This window comes from Chitinophaga vietnamensis (assembly GCF_902167635.1).
Taxonomy (GTDB): domain Bacteria; phylum Bacteroidota; class Bacteroidia; order Chitinophagales; family Chitinophagaceae; genus Chitinophaga; species Chitinophaga vietnamensis.
This window is the reverse complement of the sequence record NZ_CABHMS010000001.1, coordinates 722,411-746,131: the sequence shown is the minus strand read 5'-3', so window position 1 is coordinate 746,131 and position 23,721 is coordinate 722,411. Positions and strand designations below refer to the sequence as shown.

General features: G+C 50.0%; 25 protein-coding genes. 12 read left to right on the top strand and 13 right to left on the bottom strand.

Translation table 11 applies throughout. From position 1 onward, the window contains the following. The first annotated feature begins 8 nt into the window (after positions 1-8). From FPG75_RS03140 to FPG75_RS25930, 3 genes are all read left to right on the top strand, one after another. Positions 9-1,586, top strand: coding sequence for a RagB/SusD family nutrient uptake outer membrane protein (locus FPG75_RS03140; protein ID WP_143305098.1), 1,578 nt, complete (start codon positions 9-11; stop codon positions 1,584-1,586). A 59-nt stretch (positions 1,587-1,645) separates the two neighbouring features. Continuing rightward, entirely contained in the window at positions 1,646-4,540 is a 2,895-nt protein-coding gene (locus tag FPG75_RS03135; RefSeq protein ID WP_143305097.1) for a glycoside hydrolase family 2 TIM barrel-domain containing protein, read from the top strand. A 199-nt stretch (positions 4,541-4,739) separates the two neighbouring features. Further along, positions 4,740-4,901 (top strand): hypothetical protein, encoded by a 162-nt coding sequence (locus tag FPG75_RS25930; RefSeq protein ID WP_161596643.1) that lies wholly within the window; start codon positions 4,740-4,742, stop codon positions 4,899-4,901. Between the two features lie 48 nt (positions 4,902-4,949). Here the strand turns inward: FPG75_RS25930 and FPG75_RS03130 are convergent, their stop codons facing one another. Continuing rightward, positions 4,950-6,230 (bottom strand): spondin domain-containing protein, encoded by a 1,281-nt coding sequence (locus FPG75_RS03130; protein ID WP_143305096.1) that lies wholly within the window; start codon positions 6,228-6,230, stop codon positions 4,950-4,952. Positions 6,231-6,348: 118 nt separating this feature from the next. On the opposite strand from FPG75_RS03130, the gene FPG75_RS03125 reads away from it, so the two are divergent. Continuing rightward, positions 6,349-7,050: a response regulator transcription factor gene (locus FPG75_RS03125; RefSeq protein WP_143305095.1), complete on the top strand. Its 702-nt coding sequence runs from the start codon at positions 6,349-6,351 to the stop codon at positions 7,048-7,050. A gap of 11 nt (positions 7,051-7,061) precedes the next feature. After that, positions 7,062-8,534, top strand: coding sequence for a HAMP domain-containing sensor histidine kinase (locus FPG75_RS03120; protein ID WP_143305094.1), 1,473 nt, complete (start codon positions 7,062-7,064; stop codon positions 8,532-8,534). 7 nt (positions 8,535-8,541) lie between these two features. On the opposite strand, the gene FPG75_RS03115 is transcribed toward FPG75_RS03120, so the two are convergent. After that, positions 8,542-9,225 (bottom strand): hypothetical protein, encoded by a 684-nt coding sequence (locus FPG75_RS03115; protein ID WP_143305093.1) that lies wholly within the window; start codon positions 9,223-9,225, stop codon positions 8,542-8,544. 103 nt (positions 9,226-9,328) lie between these two features. Here FPG75_RS03115 and FPG75_RS03110 point away from each other — a divergent pair, with 103 nt between their 5' ends. Then, a complete protein-coding gene (locus FPG75_RS03110) occupies positions 9,329-11,512 on the top strand; it encodes an alpha-galactosidase (RefSeq protein WP_143305092.1) in 2,184 nt (727 codons plus the stop codon). On the opposite strand, the gene bla is transcribed toward FPG75_RS03110, so the two are convergent. The 3 genes from bla to FPG75_RS03095 form a co-directional block, all read right to left on the bottom strand. After that, entirely contained in the window at positions 11,499-12,374 is an 876-nt protein-coding gene (bla, locus tag FPG75_RS03105) for a class A beta-lactamase (protein WP_143305091.1), read from the bottom strand. The genes FPG75_RS03110 and bla overlap by 14 nt on opposite strands. A 36-nt stretch (positions 12,375-12,410) precedes the next feature. Then, a complete protein-coding gene (locus tag FPG75_RS03100) occupies positions 12,411-13,586 on the bottom strand; it encodes an FAD-dependent monooxygenase (RefSeq protein ID WP_143305090.1) in 1,176 nt (391 codons plus the stop codon). A 135-nt stretch (positions 13,587-13,721) separates the two neighbouring features. After that, positions 13,722-14,054, bottom strand: a complete 333-nt coding sequence (locus FPG75_RS03095; RefSeq protein WP_143305089.1) for a YciI family protein — start codon at positions 14,052-14,054, stop codon at positions 13,722-13,724. A gap of 121 nt (positions 14,055-14,175) precedes the next feature. On the opposite strand from FPG75_RS03095, the gene FPG75_RS03090 reads away from it, so the two are divergent. Then, complete coding sequence (locus FPG75_RS03090; RefSeq protein WP_143305088.1) at positions 14,176-14,355, top strand: hypothetical protein; 180 nt, start codon at positions 14,176-14,178, stop codon at positions 14,353-14,355. A 10-nt stretch (positions 14,356-14,365) separates the two neighbouring features. Continuing rightward, positions 14,366-14,764, top strand: coding sequence for a hypothetical protein (locus FPG75_RS03085; protein ID WP_143305087.1), 399 nt, complete (start codon positions 14,366-14,368; stop codon positions 14,762-14,764). Here the strand turns inward: FPG75_RS03085 and FPG75_RS03080 are convergent. Next, entirely contained in the window at positions 14,708-15,100 is a 393-nt protein-coding gene (locus tag FPG75_RS03080) for a hypothetical protein (protein WP_143305086.1), read from the bottom strand. The genes FPG75_RS03085 and FPG75_RS03080 overlap by 57 nt on opposite strands. Before the next feature lie 27 nt (positions 15,101-15,127). Next, the gene (locus tag FPG75_RS03075; RefSeq protein WP_143305085.1) at positions 15,128-15,541 is read right to left on the bottom strand and encodes a hypothetical protein; all 414 of its coding nucleotides are present in this window, start codon (positions 15,539-15,541) and stop codon (positions 15,128-15,130) included. Between the two features lie 48 nt (positions 15,542-15,589). Here FPG75_RS03075 and FPG75_RS03070 point away from each other — a divergent pair, with 48 nt between their 5' ends. Continuing rightward, positions 15,590-16,165 (top strand): hypothetical protein, encoded by a 576-nt coding sequence (locus tag FPG75_RS03070; protein ID WP_143305084.1) that lies wholly within the window; start codon positions 15,590-15,592, stop codon positions 16,163-16,165. Positions 16,166-16,195: 30 nt separating this feature from the next. Next, positions 16,196-16,774: a hypothetical protein gene (locus FPG75_RS03065; protein WP_143305083.1), complete on the top strand. Its 579-nt coding sequence runs from the start codon at positions 16,196-16,198 to the stop codon at positions 16,772-16,774. Here the strand turns inward: FPG75_RS03065 and FPG75_RS03060 are convergent. From FPG75_RS03060 to FPG75_RS03040, 5 genes are all read right to left on the bottom strand, one after another. Further along, positions 16,755-17,141 carry a VOC family protein gene (locus FPG75_RS03060; protein WP_201747874.1) on the bottom strand — a complete coding sequence of 129 codons (387 nt, stop codon included), beginning with the start codon at positions 17,139-17,141 and terminating at the stop codon, positions 16,755-16,757. The two genes, FPG75_RS03065 and FPG75_RS03060, sit on opposite strands and share 20 nt — an antisense overlap. Positions 17,142-17,206: 65 nt before the next feature. Further along, positions 17,207-17,602, bottom strand: coding sequence for a hypothetical protein (locus FPG75_RS03055; protein WP_143305082.1), 396 nt, complete (start codon positions 17,600-17,602; stop codon positions 17,207-17,209). A gap of 135 nt (positions 17,603-17,737) precedes the next feature. Next, positions 17,738-18,148, bottom strand: coding sequence for a winged helix-turn-helix transcriptional regulator (locus tag FPG75_RS03050; RefSeq protein ID WP_143305081.1), 411 nt, complete (start codon positions 18,146-18,148; stop codon positions 17,738-17,740). A 108-nt stretch (positions 18,149-18,256) separates the two neighbouring features. Further along, positions 18,257-19,516, bottom strand: coding sequence for a DEAD/DEAH box helicase (locus FPG75_RS03045; RefSeq protein ID WP_143305080.1), 1,260 nt, complete (start codon positions 19,514-19,516; stop codon positions 18,257-18,259). Between the two features lie 335 nt (positions 19,517-19,851). Continuing rightward, entirely contained in the window at positions 19,852-20,286 is a 435-nt protein-coding gene (locus tag FPG75_RS03040; protein WP_143305079.1) for a c-type cytochrome, read from the bottom strand. 176 nt (positions 20,287-20,462) lie between these two features. On the opposite strand from FPG75_RS03040, the gene FPG75_RS03035 reads away from it, so the two are divergent. Together FPG75_RS03035 and FPG75_RS03030 are read left to right on the top strand one after the other, a co-directional pair. Beyond that, entirely contained in the window at positions 20,463-21,299 is an 837-nt protein-coding gene (locus tag FPG75_RS03035; protein ID WP_143305078.1) for a methylated-DNA--[protein]-cysteine S-methyltransferase, read from the top strand. A gap of 3 nt (positions 21,300-21,302) precedes the next feature. After that, positions 21,303-22,013 (top strand): 2OG-Fe(II) oxygenase, encoded by a 711-nt coding sequence (locus tag FPG75_RS03030; protein WP_143305077.1) that lies wholly within the window; start codon positions 21,303-21,305, stop codon positions 22,011-22,013. Between the two features lie 229 nt (positions 22,014-22,242). Here the strand turns inward: FPG75_RS03030 and FPG75_RS03025 are convergent, their stop codons facing one another. Next, positions 22,243-23,715 (bottom strand): RagB/SusD family nutrient uptake outer membrane protein, encoded by a 1,473-nt coding sequence (locus FPG75_RS03025; protein ID WP_143305076.1) that lies wholly within the window; start codon positions 23,713-23,715, stop codon positions 22,243-22,245. Between the last annotated feature and the right edge of the window lie 6 nt (positions 23,716-23,721).

The window sequence follows — 23,721 nt, the reverse complement described above, 5'->3', positions numbered from 1 at the left end:
AAGACATCATGAAAAACAAGATATTATATACCATACTCTCCGCATCCCTTCTGGGAACGGCCTGTCAGAAAGACTACCTGGAAAAAACTCCTACCAACACCTACAGCAACGGATCGCTGTGGTCATCCGCCAAAGATGCCAGCGCCGCGCTCAATGGTTGCTATTCCGGATGGGAGAACGATTACAACATCTTTTATATGGATGCAGTGAGCGACAACACCTTCAGCCAATGGTTCTGGGATAATCTCCAGCATCTCGGCAATGGCTCTGCCACTCCTGCCGATCCCAATGTGCTCAACCGCTGGGATTACACCACCATCCAGCGTTGTAACTGGTTCCTTGAAAACGTAGACCCTACCAAGATGGATGATCAGCTGAAGAAACGCTTCAAAGGCGAAGCGCGCTTCCTCAGGGCTTATCAGTATTTCATCATGTCGCAACTGTATGGCGATGTGCCCCTGGTGATCAAAACGCTCACTCCCGCAGAGGCCAATGCCGTTACCAGGACAGCCGCCGCGGATGTGCGAAAATTCATCCTCGATGAGCTGACCGCCATTGCACCGGATCTACCCCAAAGCTACAGCGGCAACGACGTAGGCCGCATCACACAGGGCGCCGCACTCTCGCTCAAAGCCAGGATAGAACTGTATGATAAAAAATACGCCGACTGTATCGCCGATTGTAAAAAGATCATGAGCCTCGGATATACACTCTATCCCAACTACACCGATCTGTTCCGCATCGCCAATAAAAATAACAGTGAAGTGATCCTTGATGTGCAATACAAAGCCAATGACCTGCCCAACGGCGACGTAGGCATCATGCCCTCTTCCGGCTTTGGCGGCTGGGCTTCACTTAGCCCTACCCAGTCGCTCGTAGATGCCTATGAGATGGCCAATGGTAAAACCATCGATGATCCTGCCTCCGGCTATAACCCTGATGATCCATACAAGAACAGGGACCCGCGCCTTGGCGCCAGCATCGTATATCCGGGCGCGTTATACGAAGGACAGTATTACAATTCCATCGAGGCCAGCAGCCCGGACTATTACAACGGTAATAATAACTCACCTACCGGTTATATCGAAAGGAAATTCACATCCCATCTCTCTGATTTCTCCGACATGTGGAATACTGGCTTGAATATGATCGTGATCCGCTATGCCGAAATATTGCTCACCTATGCGGAAGCACAGATAGAATCCGGCGTGATCGATGGCACCGTTTATGATGCGCTGGATGCAATCCGCAAACGTGCAGGCATGCCCCTTGTAGACAGATCTGTTTACAATACCCAGGACAAGCTACGTACCCTCGTACGCCGTGAACGCCGCGTGGAGCTGGCGCTGGAAGGCCTCCGCTGGTTCGATATACAACGCTGGCAGATAGGCCCCGCCGTTCGTCAGGGTGAAGTATATGGCACCCGCCTCGGCACCGTTGACCCTAACAATGGTCAGCTCAAACTCAGCGGCGACCATGTGAAAGTGGAAATGAGATTATTTAATGCCGGCCGCGATTACCTCTGGCCCGTTCCACAAAAAGAAAGGGACCTGAACAAAAATCTGACACAGAACCCGGGTTATTAATCATAAAATTACCAACATTACGCCCCCACATCGGGGGCGTAATTGTTATATTACTTACCGTGAGATATTTATTTTCCATCTTCTTCCTCTGCGCCACCCTGCATGCCAGCGCGCAATCGCGCAGGGTGCTTGACTTTAACACACACTGGGCCTTCCATCGCGGCGATGTGCCGGATGGGGCAAGCCCGGACCTCAATGACCATCAATGGAGCGCCGTGAGCATACCGCATGTAATGCGCATTGAAAGGAAACACAATGGCGGCAACAAGGTATACCAGGGTGCCGGCTGGTACCGCCGTTACTTCCGCCTGCCGGCGGAATGCCGCGGCAAGCGCATCAGCATTTGCTTTGATGGCGTGCAAAAGAATTGCACCGTATATCTCAACGGCCGGGAGATCGCCACACATGCCGGCGCTTACATCGGGTTTGTGGTGGATATCACGCAGCACCTGCGCTGGGATCAGCAGAACATCCTGGCAGTGCGCGTATCCAACCTGGACGATCCGCAAACGCCTCCCGGCAAGCCGCAAGGCAAGCTGGACTTCAATTATTTCGGTGGCATCTACCGCAATGTGCAATTGCTGATCACCGATCCGCTGCATATCTCCCATCCGCTGGAAGCCAATAAAGTAGCAGGTGGCGGCGTATTCGTCAGCTATCCCGACGTGAGTGCGCAGGCTGCTGCGGTGCAGGTGCGTACACACCTGGTTAATAACGGCGACGATTATACGAATACAAGATTGATATCCAGGTTGACAGATGAACAGGGCAATGTAGTGGCATCAGCCACCAGCGAAGCGGTTTTACCGGCATCTGCAGATACTACTTTCCAACAGCAGTTTACAGTCTCCCATCCATCTTTATGGCATCCCGATCATCCGTACTTATATAAGCTCCAATCTATTGTTTACCGGGATGGAAAGATATGCGATACGCTACTAACGCGAACGGGTATACGCCATCTGGATTTTCGTGCAGACGGGTTTTATCTCAACGGTCAAAAGCTTTACCTGCGGGGCGCCAACAGGCATCAGGCTTATGAATACATCGGTGATGCGGCCGCGGACCGCCTCCAGTACCTGGACGCCGCCCAGTTGAAACGCGGTGGCTTCAATGCGGTGCGGGCCGCGCATTATCCGCAGTCGCCCGCCTTCCTCGATGCCTGCGATTCCATCGGCCTGCTGGTGATTGAATGCGAACCAGGATGGCAGTTCTTCAGCAAAGACACCCTTTTTGTAGCCAATACTTATCAGAACATCCGGGAGATGATCCGCCGCGACCGGAACCACCCTTCGGTATTCCTTTGGGAAACATCGCTCAACGAATCGCCCACACCGGCCTGGTGGATGCAACAGGCCGTAGCCATCGCACACGAGGAAATGCCCGGCAACCAACTGTTTGTAGCCGATGATTTCAATGCCCGCAGCCGCAGCTATTACAATGTATCTTATAAGGTAGTGAATGAAGATGGCACCGACCCCATGCCTTCGCGCCCTTTCCTCACCCGTGAATGGGGCGATTCCTGGATGGCCGATGCCGCGAAAGAGCACAGCCTGCGTGCCAGCAGAATGTACACCGCCAAAGGAATGATCAACCAGTGTATCCTCCGTCAGAATGCCCTCAATGGTGAAACCGCTGAAGATGCCGGCGGCTACTGGGATCATGGCGGCCTCGATGCCAACCCCAGGATAGGCGGCTATTTCGTGTGGAGCTATAACGACTATACCCGCGGCTCCGATTCCGTTACCGCTTTCAGCGGCGTGGTGGACCTCGACCGCTATGAAAAATTCAGCTACTACCAGCTGCAGGCAATGCAAGACCCACGTAACCCGGCATACGGACCAACGGTGTTCGTTGCCAGCTTTAACAACCTCGCAGAAGACAGCAACCTGCTGGTATGCTCCAATTGCGACACCGTACAACTCTTCCGTAACGGGCATCTTGTCGGGCAAAGCACCCGTACGCAAAATGCCGTCACTGCCCCGCATATAGCTGCCAAAGGAGGCTATCCTTACTACCTGTTTCACACCGGCAAATATGAAGCGGGCGCCCTCAAAGCTATCGGCTTTGTTGACGGCCGGCAGGTAGCGGAACATACAGTGCGTACACCATTGGCGCCAGACCACCTTGAGATCGTGATCCCTGCAACACCGCAGCCGGCACAGGCCAACGGCTGGGAGATGACGCCCTTCTATGTAAAAGTATGCGACCGTAACGGCACGCTGGTATCCAATACAACCGCCGGGCAATCGTACGATATTCGTATAAGCGTTACCGGTAGTGGCGCGCTGATAGGTGGTAACATACCGGCAGCAGGCATTGCGCGGCAGGCTACTGAAGGCGGCATCGCTTATGGCATCATCCGCCATGGCAACAAAGCCGGTAACATCAGTATCAGCGCCACTTCCGCCGGCCTGAGATCTGCCACAAAAACGTTCCGTACCACGCCCGCCACCACGGCAACTGTAAATGATGGCAACCACGCTGCATGGACAAGCGAATACGAATTGCGGGAGAAAAACTACTATCCGGATAATACCAACAGCACATCGTTACATGAAATATCTCTCCAAAATAAAATCGTTACAGCGGGTGGAACAACCGTTACCACCATCACAGATGGCAATGCCAATACCGGCTGGACGGCCAGCAGCGCCAGTTTCCCGCAGGTGATCACCATTGACCTGAAAGCGGCCTGCCTGCTCAATGGCAGCCGTATCATATGGGGAAAAGACAGCGACTGGTATACCTACAACATCGCCGTATCAAATGACGGCATTAACTGGAAAGAAGTAAAAAGCACAGAAAAAGTATCCGGACAGGATTATAAAGCAGTCGTCATACCGGCCACCACAGCGAAACTGGTGCGCATTACGGTGAGTGGCATACAACCCGAAAGCAGCAAAGCGGCTATCAAAGAAATTACATTGTATGGCTCAGCAGTAAAAAATTAATTATTTGGATATTTTATTATTTGGCTATTTTCGGTTATCTTCAAATAGCCAAATAATAAAATATCCAAATAACTAAATAACCCATTAACCTGTAACCCATAACCCGACGTTTTCCACAAGTATTACATTATTTCAAGTTTTTCAGAAAGAGATCATTCTTTCTGATAGTCCATTGCTTTACCATTAAATGTTATGAAACATGAAAAAGAAAAAAATCTCCTTGACGAAGAAAAAACTGACACTCGACAAAACCACTCTCGGCTCGCTGAATGAACAAAAGCCACATTCAGGAGGTAAAGTTTCTTATCACACCTTTATCGGTTGTGATGAAGATGCCCGCAGGAATGGCTATTTCTGTTAAGCAAACTAATGTAACAAAGCAGCGCAGGCTATGCGCTGCTTTGTTGTGTTATTTACTCAAGGTCACCCTGATCACATCCTTCACTCCCGGCAAAGTAGCATACATGGTCCGGTCCACTTCCGCAACAGGCTTGCTGGTGGGGTTTTTAGCCCCCGGATTGAATTGTGGCTGATGATTGCCTGCGCCGGGATACTCGTCTATTTCCGTACCATCGTTCCATAGTTTCACATTGCCGGTAAGGTCGCCGCTACTGCTGGCCGGTACGCCCATATCGTCAAAGGCAAAGAACCAGTTATTACTGCTGCCAAACATGGTGGCAAAAGCGATCTTGTCGCCGGCAGCGGCCTGTATCTGCACCTGGGCGTTATTACCGGGCGTAACGGGTTTGTCGGATGGCGAAAGCACATATACGTACTTCACGCCTGCGGCCTTTTTCAGGTTGCCAACCAGGTTTGTTTGATTGCCTTCCTGCGACAGATCGGCAAGACCATTACCGGGATCAACAGCTCCTTGTGTGAAGATGGGTTTATTGTTGCCATTGTATACCACTACTACTACCGGCGACAAGCCAGTGGCTACCTGCGTATGTGCGTTCAGGTAAGCGGCCAGCACGCTGTTGTCGCCTTTTTCGGCGAGCGGCTGCAAACCGTTGGCAGTGGGCTGTCCGGCCGTGTATAAAGGTGTTTTATTCAGGAGCGCGCCGCCCAGGAAATTAGAGATCACCCATACACCCGGACTGATCGGCGTTTCATTGGCAGTACCGCCGGAAACATTGGTGATGGTAAGCGTAAACGTGGAGTTTTGATTATACTTCAGCGATGCATTTACCAGCTTGCTGGCAGGGAGATAAGAAAATCCCTGTGCATCGGTGCCATTCACTTCCATTACCACCCCGTTCTGATCCGCGCTGTTATGGGGATTGGAAGCGCCAGGCATCTGGTTGATCTTGCTGCCATTATCCCATAACCTGATCTGTGAAGACACATCACCTTCCACAGGATTGCCGCTCGCATCATACAATGCAATACCCGGATTAGCGGGCGCAAAGAAAAGATCATTGCTCCAGCCGTACATGGTGGCAAAGCTCACCGCCTGCCCTTTGCCTGCCGAGAAAGTAACGCTCACACTTTGTCCGGGCCTGATCACCGGCGGCGTACCCTCGCCTTTGAAAGTGCCTGTTTCCACAAAGGGTTGCACCTGTTGCACATTATCCACCTTGAATGTATAAGGCATATCCGGTGGCATCATCGTATTATCATCCTTGCAGGAAGAAGCTGCCGTAAGGATACCTGCCATAGCCGCAGCGATAGAAAGGTTAACTGCTTTCATAACAATAGTTTTGTTTAACAGCTACAAAACAATTACTTTCTTATCCCAAAACGGTTGCAGAATTATAACAAAAGTATCACGGCGTGCTTTGCATTTGAAAAAACCAGATTTTTGTTTCATGAAGAAAGTGCTGATAATAGAAGATGACCCGGACATCCTTGAACTACTGATGATCCACCTGGGTGATTTTCCCTGCGAGCTTACCTGCGAGCGCCAGGGCGACAAAGCGCTGGAAATCGCTACCAAACAACGTTTCGATCTCATCATCCTCGACCTGATGCTGCCCGGCATGAACGGCATGGAAGTGTGCCGGCGCCTGCGCATGACCGACAGGCACACACCGGTGATGATGCTCACCGCCAGATCGGAAGAGATCGACAAGGTAATGGGATTGGAGACCGGCGCAGATGATTATCTCACCAAACCCTTCAGTGTACGGGAATTCATCGCAAGGGTGAAAGTGATCTTCCGCCGGCATGAAGAGGCGCAAACAGCCGCCAGTGAACACGATCCCCTGCACATCCGCTTCGGTCATCTCTCTATCGATATGGATAAAAGAAAGGTAAGCATCGAAGATCAACGCGTAGATCTATCTCCCCGTGAATTTGACCTCCTCGCCCTGCTGGCCTCCAACCCCGGCAAAAGCTATAGCCGCAAACAATTGCTGAATCTCGTATGGGGCTATGATTTTGAAGGGTATGAACATACTGTCAATTCGCACATCAACCGGCTCCGTTCAAAGATCGAGAAAGATATTTCCCGTCCACTGTTCATTCTCACCACCTGGGGCATCGGCTACCGGTTTAATGAAGAACTTTAAATGATGATGTCATGACTGTAAAAACGCTCAGTGGCAACAGGATGTTCTGGAAGATAGCAGCCGCTTTCACCGCACTGCTCATCATCCTGGGGATTGTGTATGTATTTATCGCTTCCAATGTTTCCCGTAAATATTTCAATGAAGCCAATCAGCAGCTGTATGGTTCTACAGCGCAGCATCTCGTGGAATTTGCACCACCTATTAAAAATGGCAAACCTGATACGCTCGTTACACATGATATCATCCACTCCATCATGGTGATCAACCCCAGCGTGGAAGTATATTTGCTGGATACCAGCGGCAAGATCACAGATTTTGTAGTGCCGGATAAAACCGTGAAACGATACACCGTAGATCTTGCGCCGGTGAAAAAATTTATCAGTGAAGGCGGCAAGAATTATATCTCCGGCGATAATCCCAAGAACCCTGCACGCCAGAGTATTTTTTCTGCGGCGCCGGTATATGAAAACAAGCGGCTATCCGGCTACGTATATGCGATCCTCGCCAGCGAAAAACAGGATGAAGCCATTGCAGCCCTGACCAATAATTTCCTGTTCAGCCTTGGCTCTACCCTCTTTTTTGTAACACTGGGCGTGGCCTGCCTGGTAGGGCTGATCACCTTCTTCCTGATCACTGGCAGCATCTCGCGGATCGCCGCAGTAGTAAGGCGTTTCAAAGAGGGCGACCTCAGCGCGCGTATCACGGGGCATGCAGGCGGCGATATCGGCCTGCTTACTTCCACTTTCAATGAAATGGCAGATGTGATCGTAGATAATATTGAAAAGATAACGGCAACGGATAAACTGAGACAAGAGCTGATCGCCAACGTTTCCCACGACTTGCGGAACCCTTTGGCCATTATGCAGGGCTATATCGAAACCCTCATCATCAAAGGCAATGACCTGGCCGAAGCCACCCGCAAAAAATACCTGGATATCATCTATTCCACCTCCAATAAATTATCCAATCTTATCGGCCAGCTATTTGAATACGCCAAGCTGGAAGCCAACCAGGTAAAGCCTGTGAAAGAAGTATTCCTGCTGAATGAACTGGTATCGGATGTGATGATGCAGTATCAGATCCTGGCGAAACAGGAACGGATCACTTTGGAGATACAGGCGCCAGCCAGCCTCCCGCCTGTGTTTGCAGACATTGCACTGGTAGAACGTGTGATCCGCAACCTGCTGGACAATGCACTGAAATTTACACCGCCGGGCGGCCGCATCATCGTCACCCTGCAACAGAAAGCCAACGGTGTGGAAATAGCCGTATCCGACAATGGCATTGGCATCCATCCGGATGATCAGCCGCACATCTTTGAACGTTACAAACAATTGCCCGCCTCCGGCGAACGCAGCGATGGCATGGGCCTCGGGCTGGCCATCGTAAAGAAGATACTGGACCTGCATCAGGTGAGCATTCATCTGAAAAGTGCGCCTGGCACAGGGAGCACGTTTCATTTTCAATTGCCTGCCGTAGCGTAAGGCGGCATCAGGGTTTCCGGTAACCGGAATAATCATTCTTCGTCAGCATCGTGATCGATCTGCCCAACAAACTTAAAGTGATCGCGATCTCCTCGTGTACCGGCAGGTACACCTGCTCCTTATCCATATACACATAACTGGCAGCGGAGTTCATACGTTCCCCGGAAAACAGCTTGATCTTGAAAGGCTTGGTGATGGCCGATTCCGAGCGTACCAGACGCCCCGTTTGTACATTGAAGAACAACTTTACCTGGCTTTGTTTCAGAAATGCATTATCCGATACCAGCGATGCCGGATCATATTGATAACTGATCACCAGTTCGTGGCCATCATCTTTCACTACCTTGTAAGTATTGCTATCCGGGCGTTGTGGCGGAATGTGCTGGCCGTGCGCTTTCCTGAAAGCGCTCTGGTCATCGCCGGAAGGATGACCGCCATTTACGCTCACAAGGGCCCACTGCGCTTCTTTAGCTTTCGCGGGATCATGCCGCGCTATTTCTACCTTCTGCGTGCCATCGGCTACTGTGGTGGTTTTGAGGTCGAAGGCGTAACCATCTGTATGCCGCCCCGAGAGCTGATCCAGCACATGTGGGTCGATCTTGTATTTAGCAAGCGCTTTCCGCGCCTCGGATTTCTGGGAGAAAGCAGCAGAGGATAACAGCATACAGAGGGCGAATAAAGTTTTTCTCATGGTTATTCGATGGATGATATACGAACTTAACAAAAAATAATTGAACTTTTGTCATCCTAAACAACCCTCAAGTTGTTCATAAAACTAAACTGCTGCCTGCGTTATGAAACTCATTTCTCTGCTAACAATATGTCTGGTTACAATCACCTTTGCCACTACCGCACAAACAACGATCAATATAACAACCAGCCATACGGCGCTGTCTTTACAAACCGACGCAGACAGCTCCCTGCTGCTCGCCTATTTCGGGCCGAAGCTCGGCAGCAACGCCGAATATGCGTACATACACGGGCTTGACAAATTCAAACCCGGCAACGACGACCTCCTCAACAAACACGAAGCCTATACTGCCGCCGGATCGCTTCACCTGCTGGAACCCGCACTGGCCCTTACACACAGCAATGGCGATAAATCCACCGCATTGCATTACGTATCACATACGGTGAACAGGATCGATGACAACCAAACGTTAACGGCTATACGACTGGAAGACCCCGTATATCATCTACAGGTAACCCTGTACTATCAGTCCTATTCCAGGGAAGATGTGATCGAGGCATGGACAGTGATCCAGCACCATGAAAAAGGGAATGTAGTACTGAATAAATATGCTTCCGCCAATCTCACGCTGGGGGCGCAAGCATTTTATCTCAAGAGCCACCACAGCGGCTGGGGACGGGAGATGAACGCTTATGAAGCAGCCTTGCCGCCCGGTATCCTCACGCTGGATTCCAAACTGGGCGCACGCGCCAACCTGCTGCAATCTTCTTCATTCATGGTATCGCTCAACCATCCGGCAACCGAAGAAACAGGCGAAGTGATCGCAGGCACCCTGGCATGGAGCGGTAATTTCCGCATCGATTTTGAAACCTTCGATGAAAACTATCTGCGCATCACCGCGGGCATCAACAACTATGCTTCCAACTATACGCTGGCGCCTGGTCAGGCTTTCGTTACGCCTAAATTCATCTTCACCTATTCTGCCCAAGGGAAAGGCGCAGCGAGCCGTCACCTCCAGCAATGGGCCAGGAACTACCAGCTGCTCAATGGCCAGGGAGAAAGATCTACCCTGCTTAACAACTGGGAAACTACCTACTTTGATTTCGATGAGGCCAAACTCAACGCACTCCTGCACGATACCAAAAAGCTCGGCGTAGATGTGTTCCTGCTCGATGATGGCTGGTTTGGCAACAAATATCCGCGTAACAACGACAAAGGCGGCCTGGGCGACTGGCAGCCCAACAAACAAAAATTGAAGAATGGCTTCACAGCGCTATCAAAGGAAGCCAGCGCCACAGACGTTAAATTCGGTATCTGGATAGAACCCGAAATGGTGAACCCGCGCAGCGAACTGTATGAAAAACATCCCGACTGGGTGATCCGCGAACCCGGCAGAAAAGAATACTATATGCGCAATCAACTGGTACTCGATCTTGCGAACCCCGCTGTGCAGGATTTCATCTACCGCACGGTAGACGGGCTTTTCAACGATATACCAGCGCTGGCATTTATCAAATGGGATTGTAATTCGCTCATCTATAACGCGCATTCTCCTTACCTGAAAAACCAGGATCATTTTTATATCGAATACGTACAAGGCTTCTATCACATCCTGGAAAAGATACGTGCCAGGCATCCGCAGGTACCCATGATGCTCTGTGCCGGCGGTGGTTCCCGCGTGGATTACGGCGCGCTCAAGTATTTCACAGAATGCTGGCCCAGCGATAATACCAATGCTTTCGACCGCATCTTCATACAGTGGGAATATTCTTACTACTTCCCCTCCATCGCCCTGGACAACCACGTGACCGATATGGGCAAACAACCCATTAAATTCAAAACGGATGTAGCCATGATGGGCAAACTCGGATTTGATATCCGTGTAAATGAACTCACGCCACAGGACCTTCAGTTCTGCCAGCAAGCCGTACAAACTTATAATAGTATAAAAGACATCGTATGGCATGGAGAACAATACCGCCTGCAAGATCCATACAAGGAGAAAACCGCATCCATGGCCTATGTAAGCAGCGATAAAACACAGGCCATCGTATTCAATTATTTCGTGGCCACTACCTTCTCCACCACCATCGGCCTTCCCATCAAAATGCAAGGTCTTGATCCGGCCAAACAATATCGTATCGAAGAGATCAATCTTTATCCCGGTACTATTTCTCCCATCAACAACGCACCCACTTATTCCGGCGATTTCCTGATGAAAGTGGGTTTCAATCCGGAAGTGAGCGCGCGCAGAAGCAGTGTGGTGCTACGTATCAGCGCGATGTAAACGCATCGAAACACAGCCTCGCCATCTGCGCAATGATACCTTCCCGCTCGGCCGTGCTGCCATAGGCATCCGACACAAACACCGCGATGGCCAGATGTTTTCCATTGGGCAGGGTGATGATGCCCACATCATTCGTGGCGCGGGTAAGTCCTTGTACGGTATTAGAAGTACCCGTTTTATGCACCACAGTAGTGCCGGGTGGCAGCTCGCCTTTCAGGCGTTTGAGCCCTACGGGCGTTTCTGTCATATCCTTGATGAGCAAGGCCTTGCTGGCGGGCGATAATATATTTTTAGTATAGAAGATGCGTAGCAATTGCGCCATGGCGGCCGGTGTGCACCAGTTGCGGTATTGCACCAGTTCATCTTCCATCTGCACTTTTTCTGTAGTGGCAATTGCGATATCGCGAACGCCCAATGCATGTATTGCTTTTTCGGCATTGCGCGTGCCGCCGAGCAGGCCTAGCAATACATCGCAGGCGGTACCGTCGCTTTCACAGGTATTGTAACGCAGCACTTCGCGGAGCGGCATGGTAGTGCCCTCGGGAAAGGAATCCCGGATAGGACTGTGTCCATGCAAGGTCAGTACTGATTTCCGTATCTGCACCGGCTGATCGAGCCGCAAGCGGCCTTTATCCACCTCTTGCAGGATGGCCAGCGCAATCGGGAACTTATATACGCTCTGCATCGGGTAGTGTGTAGTAGCGTGTAATGAAGCAGTATCGCCGGTTTCCAGCACTTCAGCATATACGCCTGTTTTTCCTTTGATGGTAGCTGCCACTTCCTGCAAACGTGCTTGCAGCGATTGTTGCGCGAAGGTGGTGATGGAAGATATGACGAGTGGGAAGAGACATATTTTTTTCATACGCAAACGAAGGTAGATGATTTCTTTTCAGATAGATCAATATACCACTGGCTTTATCATTCTAGATATCTTCGCTGGCATTTCTATCATCATATTTTTCCAGGGTGAATAAGGTAATATTTTCCACAGTTGTAAGCTGAGCCAATGCTTGAAAGGTGTGGTGGGTACAAACCAGGTGGGGCCACCTTCGGCCAGTTGCTGACCTTTTTCTACGAAGGGGCGCATCTGTGCTTCATAGTGCCGGAAGGCCAATGTATAATCTCCTGCTGCTTTCTTCAACTCGCCGGCGAGTATGTAAGCGCCTACAATAGCCATGCTGGTACCCAGGCCCGACATTGGCGACGCACAATGCGCTGCATCGCCTACCAATGCTATGCGGCCATTATGCCAACGCTCCATTTTGATCTGGCTCATCGTATCGAAATAAAAATCAGGTGAGGCATCCATGTATTCCAGCAGTTCAGGCACCACCCATGCTTCCTGTGCGAAACGCTCACGTACCAATAGTTTTTGTTCGTCAATGTCATGCCGGTTGTACTGCAGAGCGGCCGATGCAAAATAAAGTGTGGCCCTGGCTTCAGCGCCATCGCAGGCACCAAAAACGCCGGCGCGCTTGCCGGGCGTACCATAGAACACGCCGTCCATACCCAGTTTCAGGAAATTGGGTACGCTGAAAATGGCGAAGTACAGACCCAGGTGACGTCTGAATTGCGCCTCATTACCGAAGGCGATCTTCCGCACATTGGAATGCAGACCATCGGCTCCAATCACCAGGTCAAAGCTGCGTGGCGCATGTTTTTCAAAAGTGACCTCCACTCCATCGATGTGTTCACGGAGGAAAGTAATATTATCATTGAAGATATATTCCACATCATGACGGGAAGCATCGTACAGCACGTTGGCCAGGTCACCGCGCAGTATTTCCAGTTCGCCGCTGGTGAAGCCGTCAGGCATACGGGCGATCCGTCTGTTATGTTTATCCACTATATTGATAGCGCCGGTAAGTGTGGCGTGGCAGCGCATTTTTTCCAGCAAGTTCATTTTCTCCAGCACTTCTATGGCGGCGCCGCGGAAGTCGACCGCATATCCACCAGGACGTATACCCGGTGCACGTTCGAGGATAGTGACCTCAAAGCCGTATCTGTTCAGCCAGTAAGCGAGTGCCGGCCCTGCTACGCTGGCCCCTGATATTAAAATGCTTTTTGTTTTCATAGTTGTGTAGATTGTGATGCAAAACTAGATGGCGCCTGTTGTGCAGACAATCCCGGAAGGGGCCAGCGACCTGAAAAAATCGGTATAAGCAGTTTTTTTACCGGCGAAGAGTAAGGTGCATAACCTGCTTTTCCCTCACGGCGCAAGCACCGCCCTCACTTCAATATTACCACCCAATTGCAATATGGGATTGCTTTGCGCAATGCTGATCGCAGCTTCCATATCCTCTGCCTTTATGATCATGTATCCTGCAACGAACTCGCCGTTCGCGGTGTAAGGGCCTGCTGCTACTACATTTCCTGGTTTTATGGTGCTGGCATCGGCAGCAGAAAGGCGCTTGCCTTTGTCGGCCAGCTGGTTCCTCGCCGCTATGCCGGCCATCCAGTTCATCCTTTCCTGTAACTGCGCGGGCGATGGCTGCGCATGCGGATCATGGCTGCTTCTGAAGATCAATACAAACTCTTTCATGATATTTTTTTTTGTTTGTATAGATGACGATCCACCCGCTCCCGCGGGGACATGCCTCCCCGGAAATAAAAAATTAGGCCATTTGGCCTACAATTAGTACATTTGTACTAAATAGAATATTATGGAACAGGAAGAAGACAAAAAGGGTTTGTTCAGCAGCTTGCGCAGCGCCTTGTTCCCGGTGAAACCGGAAGATGGCCTGGTCAAAAGGGCTTTAAAAAACAGTGGCTTCTACCTCTTTGCCGTGATGTTATTACTCACCACGCTGGCGCTCATCACAGCGGTAGCTTTTGTTTTGTAAAATGAAACGCTTGTTCGATCCGCTATTTTGCAGCTATGGCCTGCTTTGGGGCATCATACATCTATGCAGGCAGCTGCAATGCCCGGTACCATTGCTGAATGATCATCTTACCGATTTCATCGCAGTGCCGGCCATGGCGCATGGCATGCTCACCTTCACGCGCAGCTATATTGTGCAGGATCCGGCCTATCGCTATCCGCTATCCTGGCTCTTGCTGATAGCAGCCTATACCTCCTTCGTTTTTGAGTGGCTGATGCCGCATTATTCAACACGATACACGGCTGATATATGGGATGTAGCGGCCTACTTCGCAGGAAGCCTGTTCTATTACTACATTCACCAGCGGACGCATTTATCTTTTCACCACTTTAGCGGCCACGTAGGCAAACAACCCCAGCACCAGGCCTGAAATAATACCTACCACAGGCCCCATCATCAGCATCATTAAACGGGGACTGTCAGGCGCCGGCATATGCGTCATCATCTCCGCTTCTTTGGGATGCCCCGCCAGGTATGTACCGGATAAGAGTATATGCGCACCCGTTATCCATACGCAATTGAAGATACTCACCATAAAGCCATGCAGGAAGAATTTTGAGGTGCAGTTTTTGGCGATGAAGTAAGCGCAGATCACAAAGATGACAATCCAGCAAAACGGCTCTACATTGGAAGGGATAAAATAAACAGTGCCCAATGCCATCGCAAGACCGAAGAGTGAAAGTTTAAAAATTAAACTCCAGTTCATAAGGTAAGCAGTTTAGGTATCCGGAAGTTACTGTTTTTTAGTAATAATCCAGTCGTATAAACCGGCGGCGAACATCACCGCGCAACTGCCCAGCCATAGCCAATAGCCAGCGCCATAGCCTTCTATCGGTCTCATATTCCCCGCCTCATCTACCATAATGGTTGGAAACAAAAGGAAACTCGCCGCGAAAATGGCTGCCAGTCCGCCGCAGATCAATCCCGCTGTCTTCTTCCGGAAAAAAATGATCCATGCCGCCAGCAATGCGGGATTGGCCAACCAGGAAATGCCAGCGCCACATACAAATACGCCCAGCCAGCCAGTTAAAAAAGGGCTCAGCCCCCAGGCTGCAGCTCCATTCGTATAAAATGATGGTTGAAAAAGGGATAACAGGAACAATGCAATACTGAGAATAACAACGATTCTCCGGAAACGTCTGGTCATTTTGGCAAGTTAATTAATTTCATTAAATTCATTGTAATACCCGATACTATGCTCCCCATACTTACTGCACCTGGCTACGAACAAGTATACGCCATAGAGGCGCCACGGTCTGCCAGGCTCCATTTGCAATCCACCATTACTTCCACAGACGACAAGCACAATCACACGTTCCATATTCAATATAACGGTGATCAATTTGTGATATTGACTTCAGTTTCATGGCATGTTGCCCACGCATGCAGCGTCGTTTTTGCATCTCTGATGATCAGCCATGTACTTGCTTCTGCTGCCCATAACAAATATTTCTATCTATTAATAATACCCTTTGCTATCCTTTTCAACTTCGTGGAAGAACAGGTCCGTTCCCGCTTGTTTAAAACCTACAAAAAAAAGATACTGGTCAATCAATCGGGCATTTACCTGGACAGGCAATATTATCCCTGGGAAGGGATCGCAGGCACTTTTATCGTGGAGCACTTCAAATACAGATATTACGAAAGTTTCCTTGTATTGGCATTGAAAAACGGCAGCAGCGTATATGTATCCATGCAAAATCTTAATACAGTAGATATGGCGAAGAATAAAATTGCCACTGCCATCACACATTTCAAGCCTGTTATCTAAAACCATCCACCTTACGCAATCACAATGCCTATGCTGCCCACATCCCCTATACCCGGCTATGATCAGGTGTTTGCAGAAGAACACCCACTAGCGCTCCTGGCAGGAGTGCCATGCAAAATCACGACAACAGATGATAGTCATAATCATACTTTCCAACTTCACTTCAACGAAGACCGCTACGTGATGAAGCAGCCCCGTTCCTGGAGTATCTCTACTACCTTCCTCATCGTCTTCTGCTCATTGATGATGGCAAATGTGCTAGCCGAAAGTTTGAAAAACAGCTACTATTATCTATTGATCCTTCCCTTCTCCCTGGCGGGCATCATCATTGAAAGGATGCTCCGCCCGTATTTTAATAAAAAATTAGCCAAAGAGATCGTGATTGCGCCAGAAGGCATTTCATTGGACGCGCAATATTATCCATGGACGGACATTAGCGGTACGTTTATCGTAGAGCGCATCAAATATAGATACTATAAGAGTTTCCTGGTGCTGGCGCTAAAAAACGGCAGCAATGTGTATGCGTCTCTGAACTACTTTCAAACATTAGATATGGTCAAAGATAAAGTGGCTACCGCCATCACCCATTTCAAGCCTGTATCGAAGTGATCCACCATGTATTGCCGCAAGGGTCACTTACTCCGCAAGTGCGGCCATAGCTCTGGTTGCTCAGCTCCATCACCGACCTTGCGCCATTGTTCAATGCTGTTTGGTAAGTGCTGTCCGCATCTTCTACATACACAAAGAAACTGCCTGGTTGTGGCTTCCATTCTTCCGTGGCATCACAGCACATGATGGTGCTGCCATTGATCGCTACTTCCGCATGTTTGAGCAACTGCGTGTCGTCGCGGTTGGCGGTGTACGTGAGCATTGCATTAAATACCTGCTGCGCGAAGCGGATAAAGCGTTCCGCGCCTTCCAATATCAGGTAAGGCATTACGGCCTGATGACCTTTCGGGATTTCCATTTTCAGCATATTTTTATTGTTAACAGATGATACAAAAGTATCCTCCGCCTTGTTCATGAAATTGGAAAAAACCGTCAATATTGCAGGGTAAGTTTCAGGGGCATATCATGATCTGCATGCGGTGATTGCGGCGCATCGCTCAGCGCGATCAGCTTTTCACGAATCAGGGAATCCAGTTCCGCGATGATAGTTGCATCCAGCTGTGGTGGCGCGCCACGGCGATATTTCGATACTGTGAAGCGAATAAATTCCTCCACCGTTTTACTACCGCCCGCGCTGAGGAACACCATCTGCGGCAGCTGATCCAGCGTCACCATGCGCGGCTGATGCGGATCAATGATAGTGATCTCTTTGTTGGTCACCCAATACCATTGTGCGGTACGGTGAAAGTAGCAGTCTTTATGCGGATAGGCAGCCAGCGCATCGAAGGACGGCGGCGCAACAGGCGTTTTCTTGAATAGTCCAAACATACCCGCGAATGTAATCATCCCTATTCAAATTAGCAATATTTATTATACATGTGGCAGATAGATACCACGGCATGTTGCATGCCGCGATAGCCCGCCCCGCATTCGCGGAGCAGGAAAGCCTTGCAGGACGCCTGCTTACGGATGTTGCTTCACCAGATGTTTCCGTACTTCCTTCAGCAGTTCCTTGCCTCCTTTTGCCAAAGTCACCATATGTTTATTGCTGGCAGTATCCACCGGGCGGTGCCGGATGCTCCACGCGCTGATCTCCACGATCAAGGGCAGCAGGTCAATACCAATGGCAGTTAAACTGTAAATGTATTTTTGTTTGTGTGCGGGATCTTTACTTTTCTTGATGATGCCTTCCCTTTCCAGCATCTGTAAACGGTCGGTAAGTATATTGGAAGCTATTTTTTCTTCTGATTGCAGCAACTCGCGGAAATGGCGCTTGCCTTCAAACATGATATCCCTGATGATCAACAGGCTCCACTTGTCGCCCAGCACTTCCAGTCCCAGGTTCACCGGGCAATGCGATCTGTGTTCGTCCATCTTCTTCTACTGTTTCTTTTTAAAAGCGCCTGCAATTTACATCGATTATTACTGTTGTACAGCTCTGAAATAAAAAAGCCCTTGAATGGCTTCAAGGGCTTTTATAAGTTAGAAATCTATTTTGGTATCTCTTTTATCTACGCGGCCACGCCTGTTCTTATTTTTGTTAGGCTTGGGCCTGCGCGGCTCGGGGCGCGGGCTGTCGGGGTTCGCGTTCCTCGCTTCGTTGAGCGCGGGCTCTTCGAAAGGATGCGGCACGGCCGGTATTTTTTGCTTGATCAGTTTATTGATGCTATTGAGGAACGGCCGTTCTTCTGTATCGCAGAATGATAATGCAATACCGGAAGCGCCGGCACGGCCGGTACGTCCAATGCGGTGCACATAGGTTTCTGCAATGTTAGGCAGGTCGTAATTGATCACATGTTCCAGCGAGTCCACGTCGATGCCGCGGGCAGCGATATCCGTAGCTACCAGCACGCGCAGGCGGCCGCTCTTGAAGCTGGCCAGCGCATGTTCGCGGGAAGCCTGCGATTTGTCGCCATGCAGCGCATCCGCTGTGATATTGCGTTTGCGCAGGTTCTTGGCAATACGGTCCGCGCCATGTTTCGTTTTGGTGAACACGATCGTGCGTCGGAACTGTTTATCTTTCAGCAAGAGTTCCAGCAAAGCCTGTTTGTCTTTCTTTCTCACAAAGTATACCGCTTGTTCAATGCGCTCTGCGGTGGAAGATACCGGCGTAACGGTCACCTTCTCCGGTTGATACAACAGGGAATTGGCCAGTTGTGAGATGCTGGGCGGCATGGTAGCTGAGAAGAAAAGTGTTTGTCTTTCCTGCGGCAGCTCACGGATCACTTTTTTAATATCGTTGATAAAACCCATGTCCAGCATACGGTCTGCCTCATCCAGCACAAATACTTCGAGGTGGCTGAGGTAGATGTAGCCCTGGCTCATGAGGTCCAGCAGGCGGCCGGGTGTGGCGATGAGGATATCGGTACCGTTACGCAAGGCAATGGTTTGCCGGTGTTGCGGCACGCCGCCGAATATCACATCATGTTTAAGGCCGGTATTTTTACCGTAGGCGGTAAAGCTGTCGCCGATCTGGCTGGCCAGTTCACGTGTAGGCGTGAGTATCAGCGCACGGATATGTTTATATCCCTGCGTGGCAGAACGTGTATTGTATAACGTTTGCAGGATAGGGATCGCAAAGGCGGCGGTTTTACCGGTGCCTGTCTGGGCGCATCCCAGCAGGTCTTTACCGGCTAATACGATGGGAATGGATTGTAACTGGATGGGGGTCGGCGTCGTGTAACCTTCGTCCTTGATCGCGCTCAAAATGGGGGCTATCAGCCCTAATTGCTCAAATTGCATGTATGATGTCTGTTTAACCCGGATACAGATGTTGTATTCATTCACATGAGAAGGGAACCGGTATCTGTATATATCGCGGGGTGACCGGATGAGCTATTACAAAAAATTTGAAAGTTTATCTGGTCCGTTAATTAATGTGAATGCCGCTTCACTACTGGCATTCATGACCATTGAGGGAGGAGCAGTAATTGGTTTTTATATGCTTTTAACTCAAAAGACGGTACCAAAGATACGAAAGCTATTTGATTATTTGATTATTTGGGTATTTTGATATTTAGCTTCGGAGAAAGTCTTTCCGAAGCTAAATATCAAAATACCCAAATAATCAAATAGTTTTATTTTGAAGACGGGCTTTGTGGCGCCGCAGGGGGTGCAGCTACTTCATCCGGCTTGCTCTTCGGCTCTTCGTTTCCATGGTGGCAGGAATAGCAGGTGATGGTCATGTTATCGCTGCTCTTGAAGAATTTCTTGTTGATACGTTTGGTCATCCGCATCATATCCCTCGCTACGCCCTTGTGTGGATTCTCATCACTGGCGAAGTCCAGATGTTTGGGATCGTTTTTGTCCTGTGCATGACAGAAATTACATTTTACGCCTAATGATGCATTAAAGTTTCTCATCACCACGATCAACTCTTCATGGCTGATACTTTTAGGCAATACCTTCAGATTTTTAGGACCCTCTTTTTCTTGAGGCAGTGACAGGGAACACAGGGTGCCGGCCGATAACAGCGCAGCAGCCACTATGAGAAAATTCTTCTTGATTTTCATGACCATGGGTTTTATTTAGTATGAAATCTACAAATTATTTGCGGATTTTTTGATTTACGGATTTTTTGATTTTCCCTAAATTCTCACATCAAAAAATCCGTAAATCCCTAAATAATCCGCAATTTCCGGGTTTTCCACTAGCTTTGACCGAACTACTTTTGTAGAAACAATAAGCCATGAACAATTACGATAAAATTGCAACGGCCATTAACTACATCAGAGATCATTTCAAAGAACAGCCCGACCTCCGGGAAGTGGCCACCGCAGCACATATGAGCCCATTCCATTTTCAGCGCGTATTCGCTGACTGGGCCGGCGTTACGCCGAAGAAATTCCTGCAATACCTTACGCTCGAACATGCTAAAAATATATTGAAAGAAGAAAAAGCCACCCTCCTCGATGCGGCCTTCGAATCAGGCCTCAGCGGCACCGGCAGGCTGCACGACCTCTTCATTAATATCGAAAGCATGACGCCCGGCGAATACAAGAACGGCGGCAAAACGCTCACCATCAACTACAGCTTCGCGGAAAGCCCCTTCGGCAATATCCTCGTAGCCTCCACCACCAAAGGTATCTGCTACCTCGCCTTCGCCGACGACCGCAACGCAGCACTCAATAACCTCGTTGCGCAATTCCCGCAGGCACAACTGCAACAAATGACCGACATCATCCAGCAAAATGCATTGTACATCTTCACGCAGGACTGGAACAAGTTACCGGAGATCAAACTCCATCTGAAAGGCACCGCCTTCCAGCTCAAGGTATGGGAAGCGCTGCTCAAAATACCCATGGGCAACCTCACCACTTACAGCCAGCTGGCACAACGGATACAACACCCGGATGCCGCCAGGGCCGTAGGTACCGCCGTAGGACAAAACCCCGTGGCCTTCCTCATCCCCTGCCACCGCGTCATCAATGCCAACGGACAACTCGGACAATACCACTGGGGCGCTACCCGCAAAACCGCCATGATAGGCTGGGAAGCCGCATTAACAGACCCGCACAAAGACTAGATCATGCATAACATCATCACCCGCATACAAGCGCTGAACTGGGATTCGGCCAGGGATCACCTGCACCAGCACGGCTATGCACTGCTACCCGGCGTACTGGATGCAGCCGCCTGTCAAACGCTGATCCATCAATATCCACAGCCGGAGCTGTACCGCAAAACCATTACCATGGAACGCTACCGCTTCGGCCTCGGGGAATATAAATATTTCACATATCCGTTACCGTTAGTCATACAACAGATACGCGAAACCGTATACCCTCACCTGGCTCCCGTCGCCAATGCCTGGATGAAAGCGCTCAACATTCCCGGCACTTACCCTGCGGAATTCCAGGCACTGCAAGCCCTCTGCCACAGCAAAGGACAAACAAAGCCCACCGTCCTCATCCTGCAATACGGCGAAGGCGGTCACAACACGCTCCACCAGGACCTCTACGGCGATCTCTTCTTCCCGATACAACTCGTCCTCTTCCTCAACGAACCCGGTAAAGACTATACCGGCGGCGAGTTCGTACTCACGGAACAGCGCCCCAGAGCGCAGTCCAGGGCTATCGTGCTCCAACCCCGCCAGGGCGATATGCTCCTGTTCACCACCAACTTCAGGCCCGTCAAAGGCTCCCACGGCTACTACCGCGTAGCCATGAAACACGGCGTCAGCTCCGTACACACCGGCCAACGCTACACGCTGGGCATCATCTTCCACGACGCAGCTTAAGGATTTATGGATTTTTTGATTTACGGATTTATTGATTTAACTGGAGCGGATGAACAATGTTGCCATCTTCCTTCCAATTAAATCAATAAATCCGTAAATCAAAAAATCCGTAAATGCACATTAAAAAGGGCCACCTGATAAGGTAGCCCTATTATTGCTTATGAAAGAAGACCAGCACTAAAAAATGCCTGCCGTTTTAACCAAAGAGGAAAACGTTTGACATGGACAACTACTGGTTATCCACACATAATTTATTATAAACAAGTTCATCTGAAGAGATAGGCCAGATATAGGCTTTCGCAGATGGCGCCACCGCGCCCACGCCGCCTCTGGCAGGGAAAGTAGCGCCCTGGCGCGTGATCTCCATACTTCTGAATCCTTCTCCCAGTAACTCGATATGTTTCTCTTTCTGAATGGCTGCGAGTAATGTAGCTGCGTCGGCGAAGTCGGCGGTGGTGTAAGTGACGCTGGGATCGGAACGGTGCCTTACTGCACTCAACAATGCCACAGCGCCGGCATCAACGGTGCCGGATATACGAACTCTAGCCTCCGCCAGGTTCAGCAACACTTCTGCATAACGCAGGATCGGCGCCCAGTCGGTATAAGGGCTGGGAGTCGGATATTTATTCAGATAATATTTTGGCGGCTTGCCACCGGATTGTGGTACTGCCAGCAAAAATTTCCTGCGGGCATCGGTCTGTGGTTTCCAGCTGGAATCCGAGATGATACCGGTTGAGATGAGCGAATACTCGCCATTCCCGCCAGCGGTATTAGGCGAGAAATAAAAGCCCAGCTGTGTTTGCGTGCCGGGGAAATCACCTACCGTACTGGTGAAAGGCAAAGAGAAAATAGATTCGGCAGTAGTATAAGGCGTGGCAAATACTTTCGTGATGTCTGGCTCCAGGCCATGGTTGCCAGGCGATACAAAAGGCGCTGTTGCAGATACGATCTTGGAGGCCTCGGCCACTACCTTGTCGTATTGCTCCATGTAGAGGTACGCCCTTGCTTTGAGCGCAATGGCCGACCATGCGTTGGCGCGGGTCACAGCATCTGTAGTACCGGCTTTCTTTTTAGGCAGCAACATCTCTGCGGAGTCAAGGTCTTTGATCACCTGCGCATAAATTTCATTCACCGTGCTGCGGGCGCGCGCATAGTTACCTAATTTGGTGTGCCCGTCGAGATACAGGACCAGACCGGGTTTGCTGCCGGCGCCATCCCAATGCGGACGCGCATATAACTGCAACAGGGAGAAATAAGACAAGGCCCTCACAAATTTCGCTTCGCCGATATACACTTTGGATAAGGAATCGCCCACTACCTTTGTGCCTGCAGCGGCCATGCCGTCCAGGAACACATTGGCATTGTTAATCGCCAGGTATCCCTGCGACCATATCTCTTTCACTTCCTGTGTTTCATTGCCCACAAACATGCGCCAGGTGAGGTTCAGCGTAACGCTGTTAGATAGTTCGTTCTGGTAATCTTCTCCTCTCACCTCATTCGCAATCTGGAATTTTCCGCCCAGGAACTTGCCGTTTTTCATCACGGCATACAAACCATTCACCTGACTGGCAATACGCTCGCTGTTCTGAAATGCAAGGAAATCGGGCATATCGGTGGTAGGCACCGGATTGAGCTTGTCTTTCTGGCACGCACCCAGTCCTGCTATCGTCAACAATAAAATATATACACTGATTTTTTTCATCTTCAT

Excerpts from the sequence above, each read along its gene's own strand:
- FPG75_RS03095 (WP_143305089.1), bottom strand. The coding sequence starts at position 14,054 with ATGAAAGAGTTTGTATTGATCTTCAGAAGCAGCCATGATCCGCATGCG.
- FPG75_RS03140 (WP_143305098.1), top strand. The coding sequence starts at position 9 with ATGAAAAACAAGATATTATATACCATACTCTCCGCATCCCTTCTGGGA.
- FPG75_RS03065 (WP_143305083.1), top strand. The coding sequence starts at position 16,196 with ATGCTGCCCACATCCCCTATACCCGGCTATGATCAGGTGTTTGCAGAA.
- FPG75_RS03080 (WP_143305086.1), bottom strand. The coding sequence starts at position 15,100 with ATGAACTGGAGTTTAATTTTTAAACTTTCACTCTTCGGTCTTGCGATG.
- FPG75_RS03115 (WP_143305093.1), bottom strand. The coding sequence starts at position 9,225 with ATGAGAAAAACTTTATTCGCCCTCTGTATGCTGTTATCCTCTGCTGCT.
- FPG75_RS25930 (WP_161596643.1), top strand. The coding sequence starts at position 4,740 with ATGAAAAAGAAAAAAATCTCCTTGACGAAGAAAAAACTGACACTCGAC.
- FPG75_RS03070 (WP_143305084.1), top strand. The coding sequence starts at position 15,590 with ATGCTCCCCATACTTACTGCACCTGGCTACGAACAAGTATACGCCATA.
- FPG75_RS03030 (WP_143305077.1), top strand. The coding sequence starts at position 21,303 with ATGCATAACATCATCACCCGCATACAAGCGCTGAACTGGGATTCGGCC.
- FPG75_RS03130 (WP_143305096.1), bottom strand. The coding sequence starts at position 6,230 with ATGAAAGCAGTTAACCTTTCTATCGCTGCGGCTATGGCAGGTATCCTT.
- FPG75_RS03025 (WP_143305076.1), bottom strand. The coding sequence starts at position 23,715 with ATGAAAAAAATCAGTGTATATATTTTATTGTTGACGATAGCAGGACTG.
- FPG75_RS03035 (WP_143305078.1), top strand. The coding sequence starts at position 20,463 with ATGAACAATTACGATAAAATTGCAACGGCCATTAACTACATCAGAGAT.
- FPG75_RS03110 (WP_143305092.1), top strand. The coding sequence starts at position 9,329 with ATGAAACTCATTTCTCTGCTAACAATATGTCTGGTTACAATCACCTTT.
- FPG75_RS03120 (WP_143305094.1), top strand. The coding sequence starts at position 7,062 with ATGACTGTAAAAACGCTCAGTGGCAACAGGATGTTCTGGAAGATAGCA.
- FPG75_RS03060 (WP_201747874.1), bottom strand. The coding sequence starts at position 17,141 with ATGCTGAAAATGGAAATCCCGAAAGGTCATCAGGCCGTAATGCCTTAC.
- FPG75_RS03040 (WP_143305079.1), bottom strand. The coding sequence starts at position 20,286 with ATGAAAATCAAGAAGAATTTTCTCATAGTGGCTGCTGCGCTGTTATCG.
- FPG75_RS03075 (WP_143305085.1), bottom strand. The coding sequence starts at position 15,541 with ATGACCAGACGTTTCCGGAGAATCGTTGTTATTCTCAGTATTGCATTG.
- FPG75_RS03100 (WP_143305090.1), bottom strand. The coding sequence starts at position 13,586 with ATGAAAACAAAAAGCATTTTAATATCAGGGGCCAGCGTAGCAGGGCCG.
- FPG75_RS03050 (WP_143305081.1), bottom strand. The coding sequence starts at position 18,148 with ATGGACGAACACAGATCGCATTGCCCGGTGAACCTGGGACTGGAAGTG.
- FPG75_RS03045 (WP_143305080.1), bottom strand. The coding sequence starts at position 19,516 with ATGCAATTTGAGCAATTAGGGCTGATAGCCCCCATTTTGAGCGCGATC.
- FPG75_RS03090 (WP_143305088.1), top strand. The coding sequence starts at position 14,176 with ATGGAACAGGAAGAAGACAAAAAGGGTTTGTTCAGCAGCTTGCGCAGC.
- FPG75_RS03055 (WP_143305082.1), bottom strand. The coding sequence starts at position 17,602 with ATGTTTGGACTATTCAAGAAAACGCCTGTTGCGCCGCCGTCCTTCGAT.
- bla (WP_143305091.1), bottom strand. The coding sequence starts at position 12,374 with ATGAAAAAAATATGTCTCTTCCCACTCGTCATATCTTCCATCACCACC.
- FPG75_RS03125 (WP_143305095.1), top strand. The coding sequence starts at position 6,349 with ATGAAGAAAGTGCTGATAATAGAAGATGACCCGGACATCCTTGAACTA.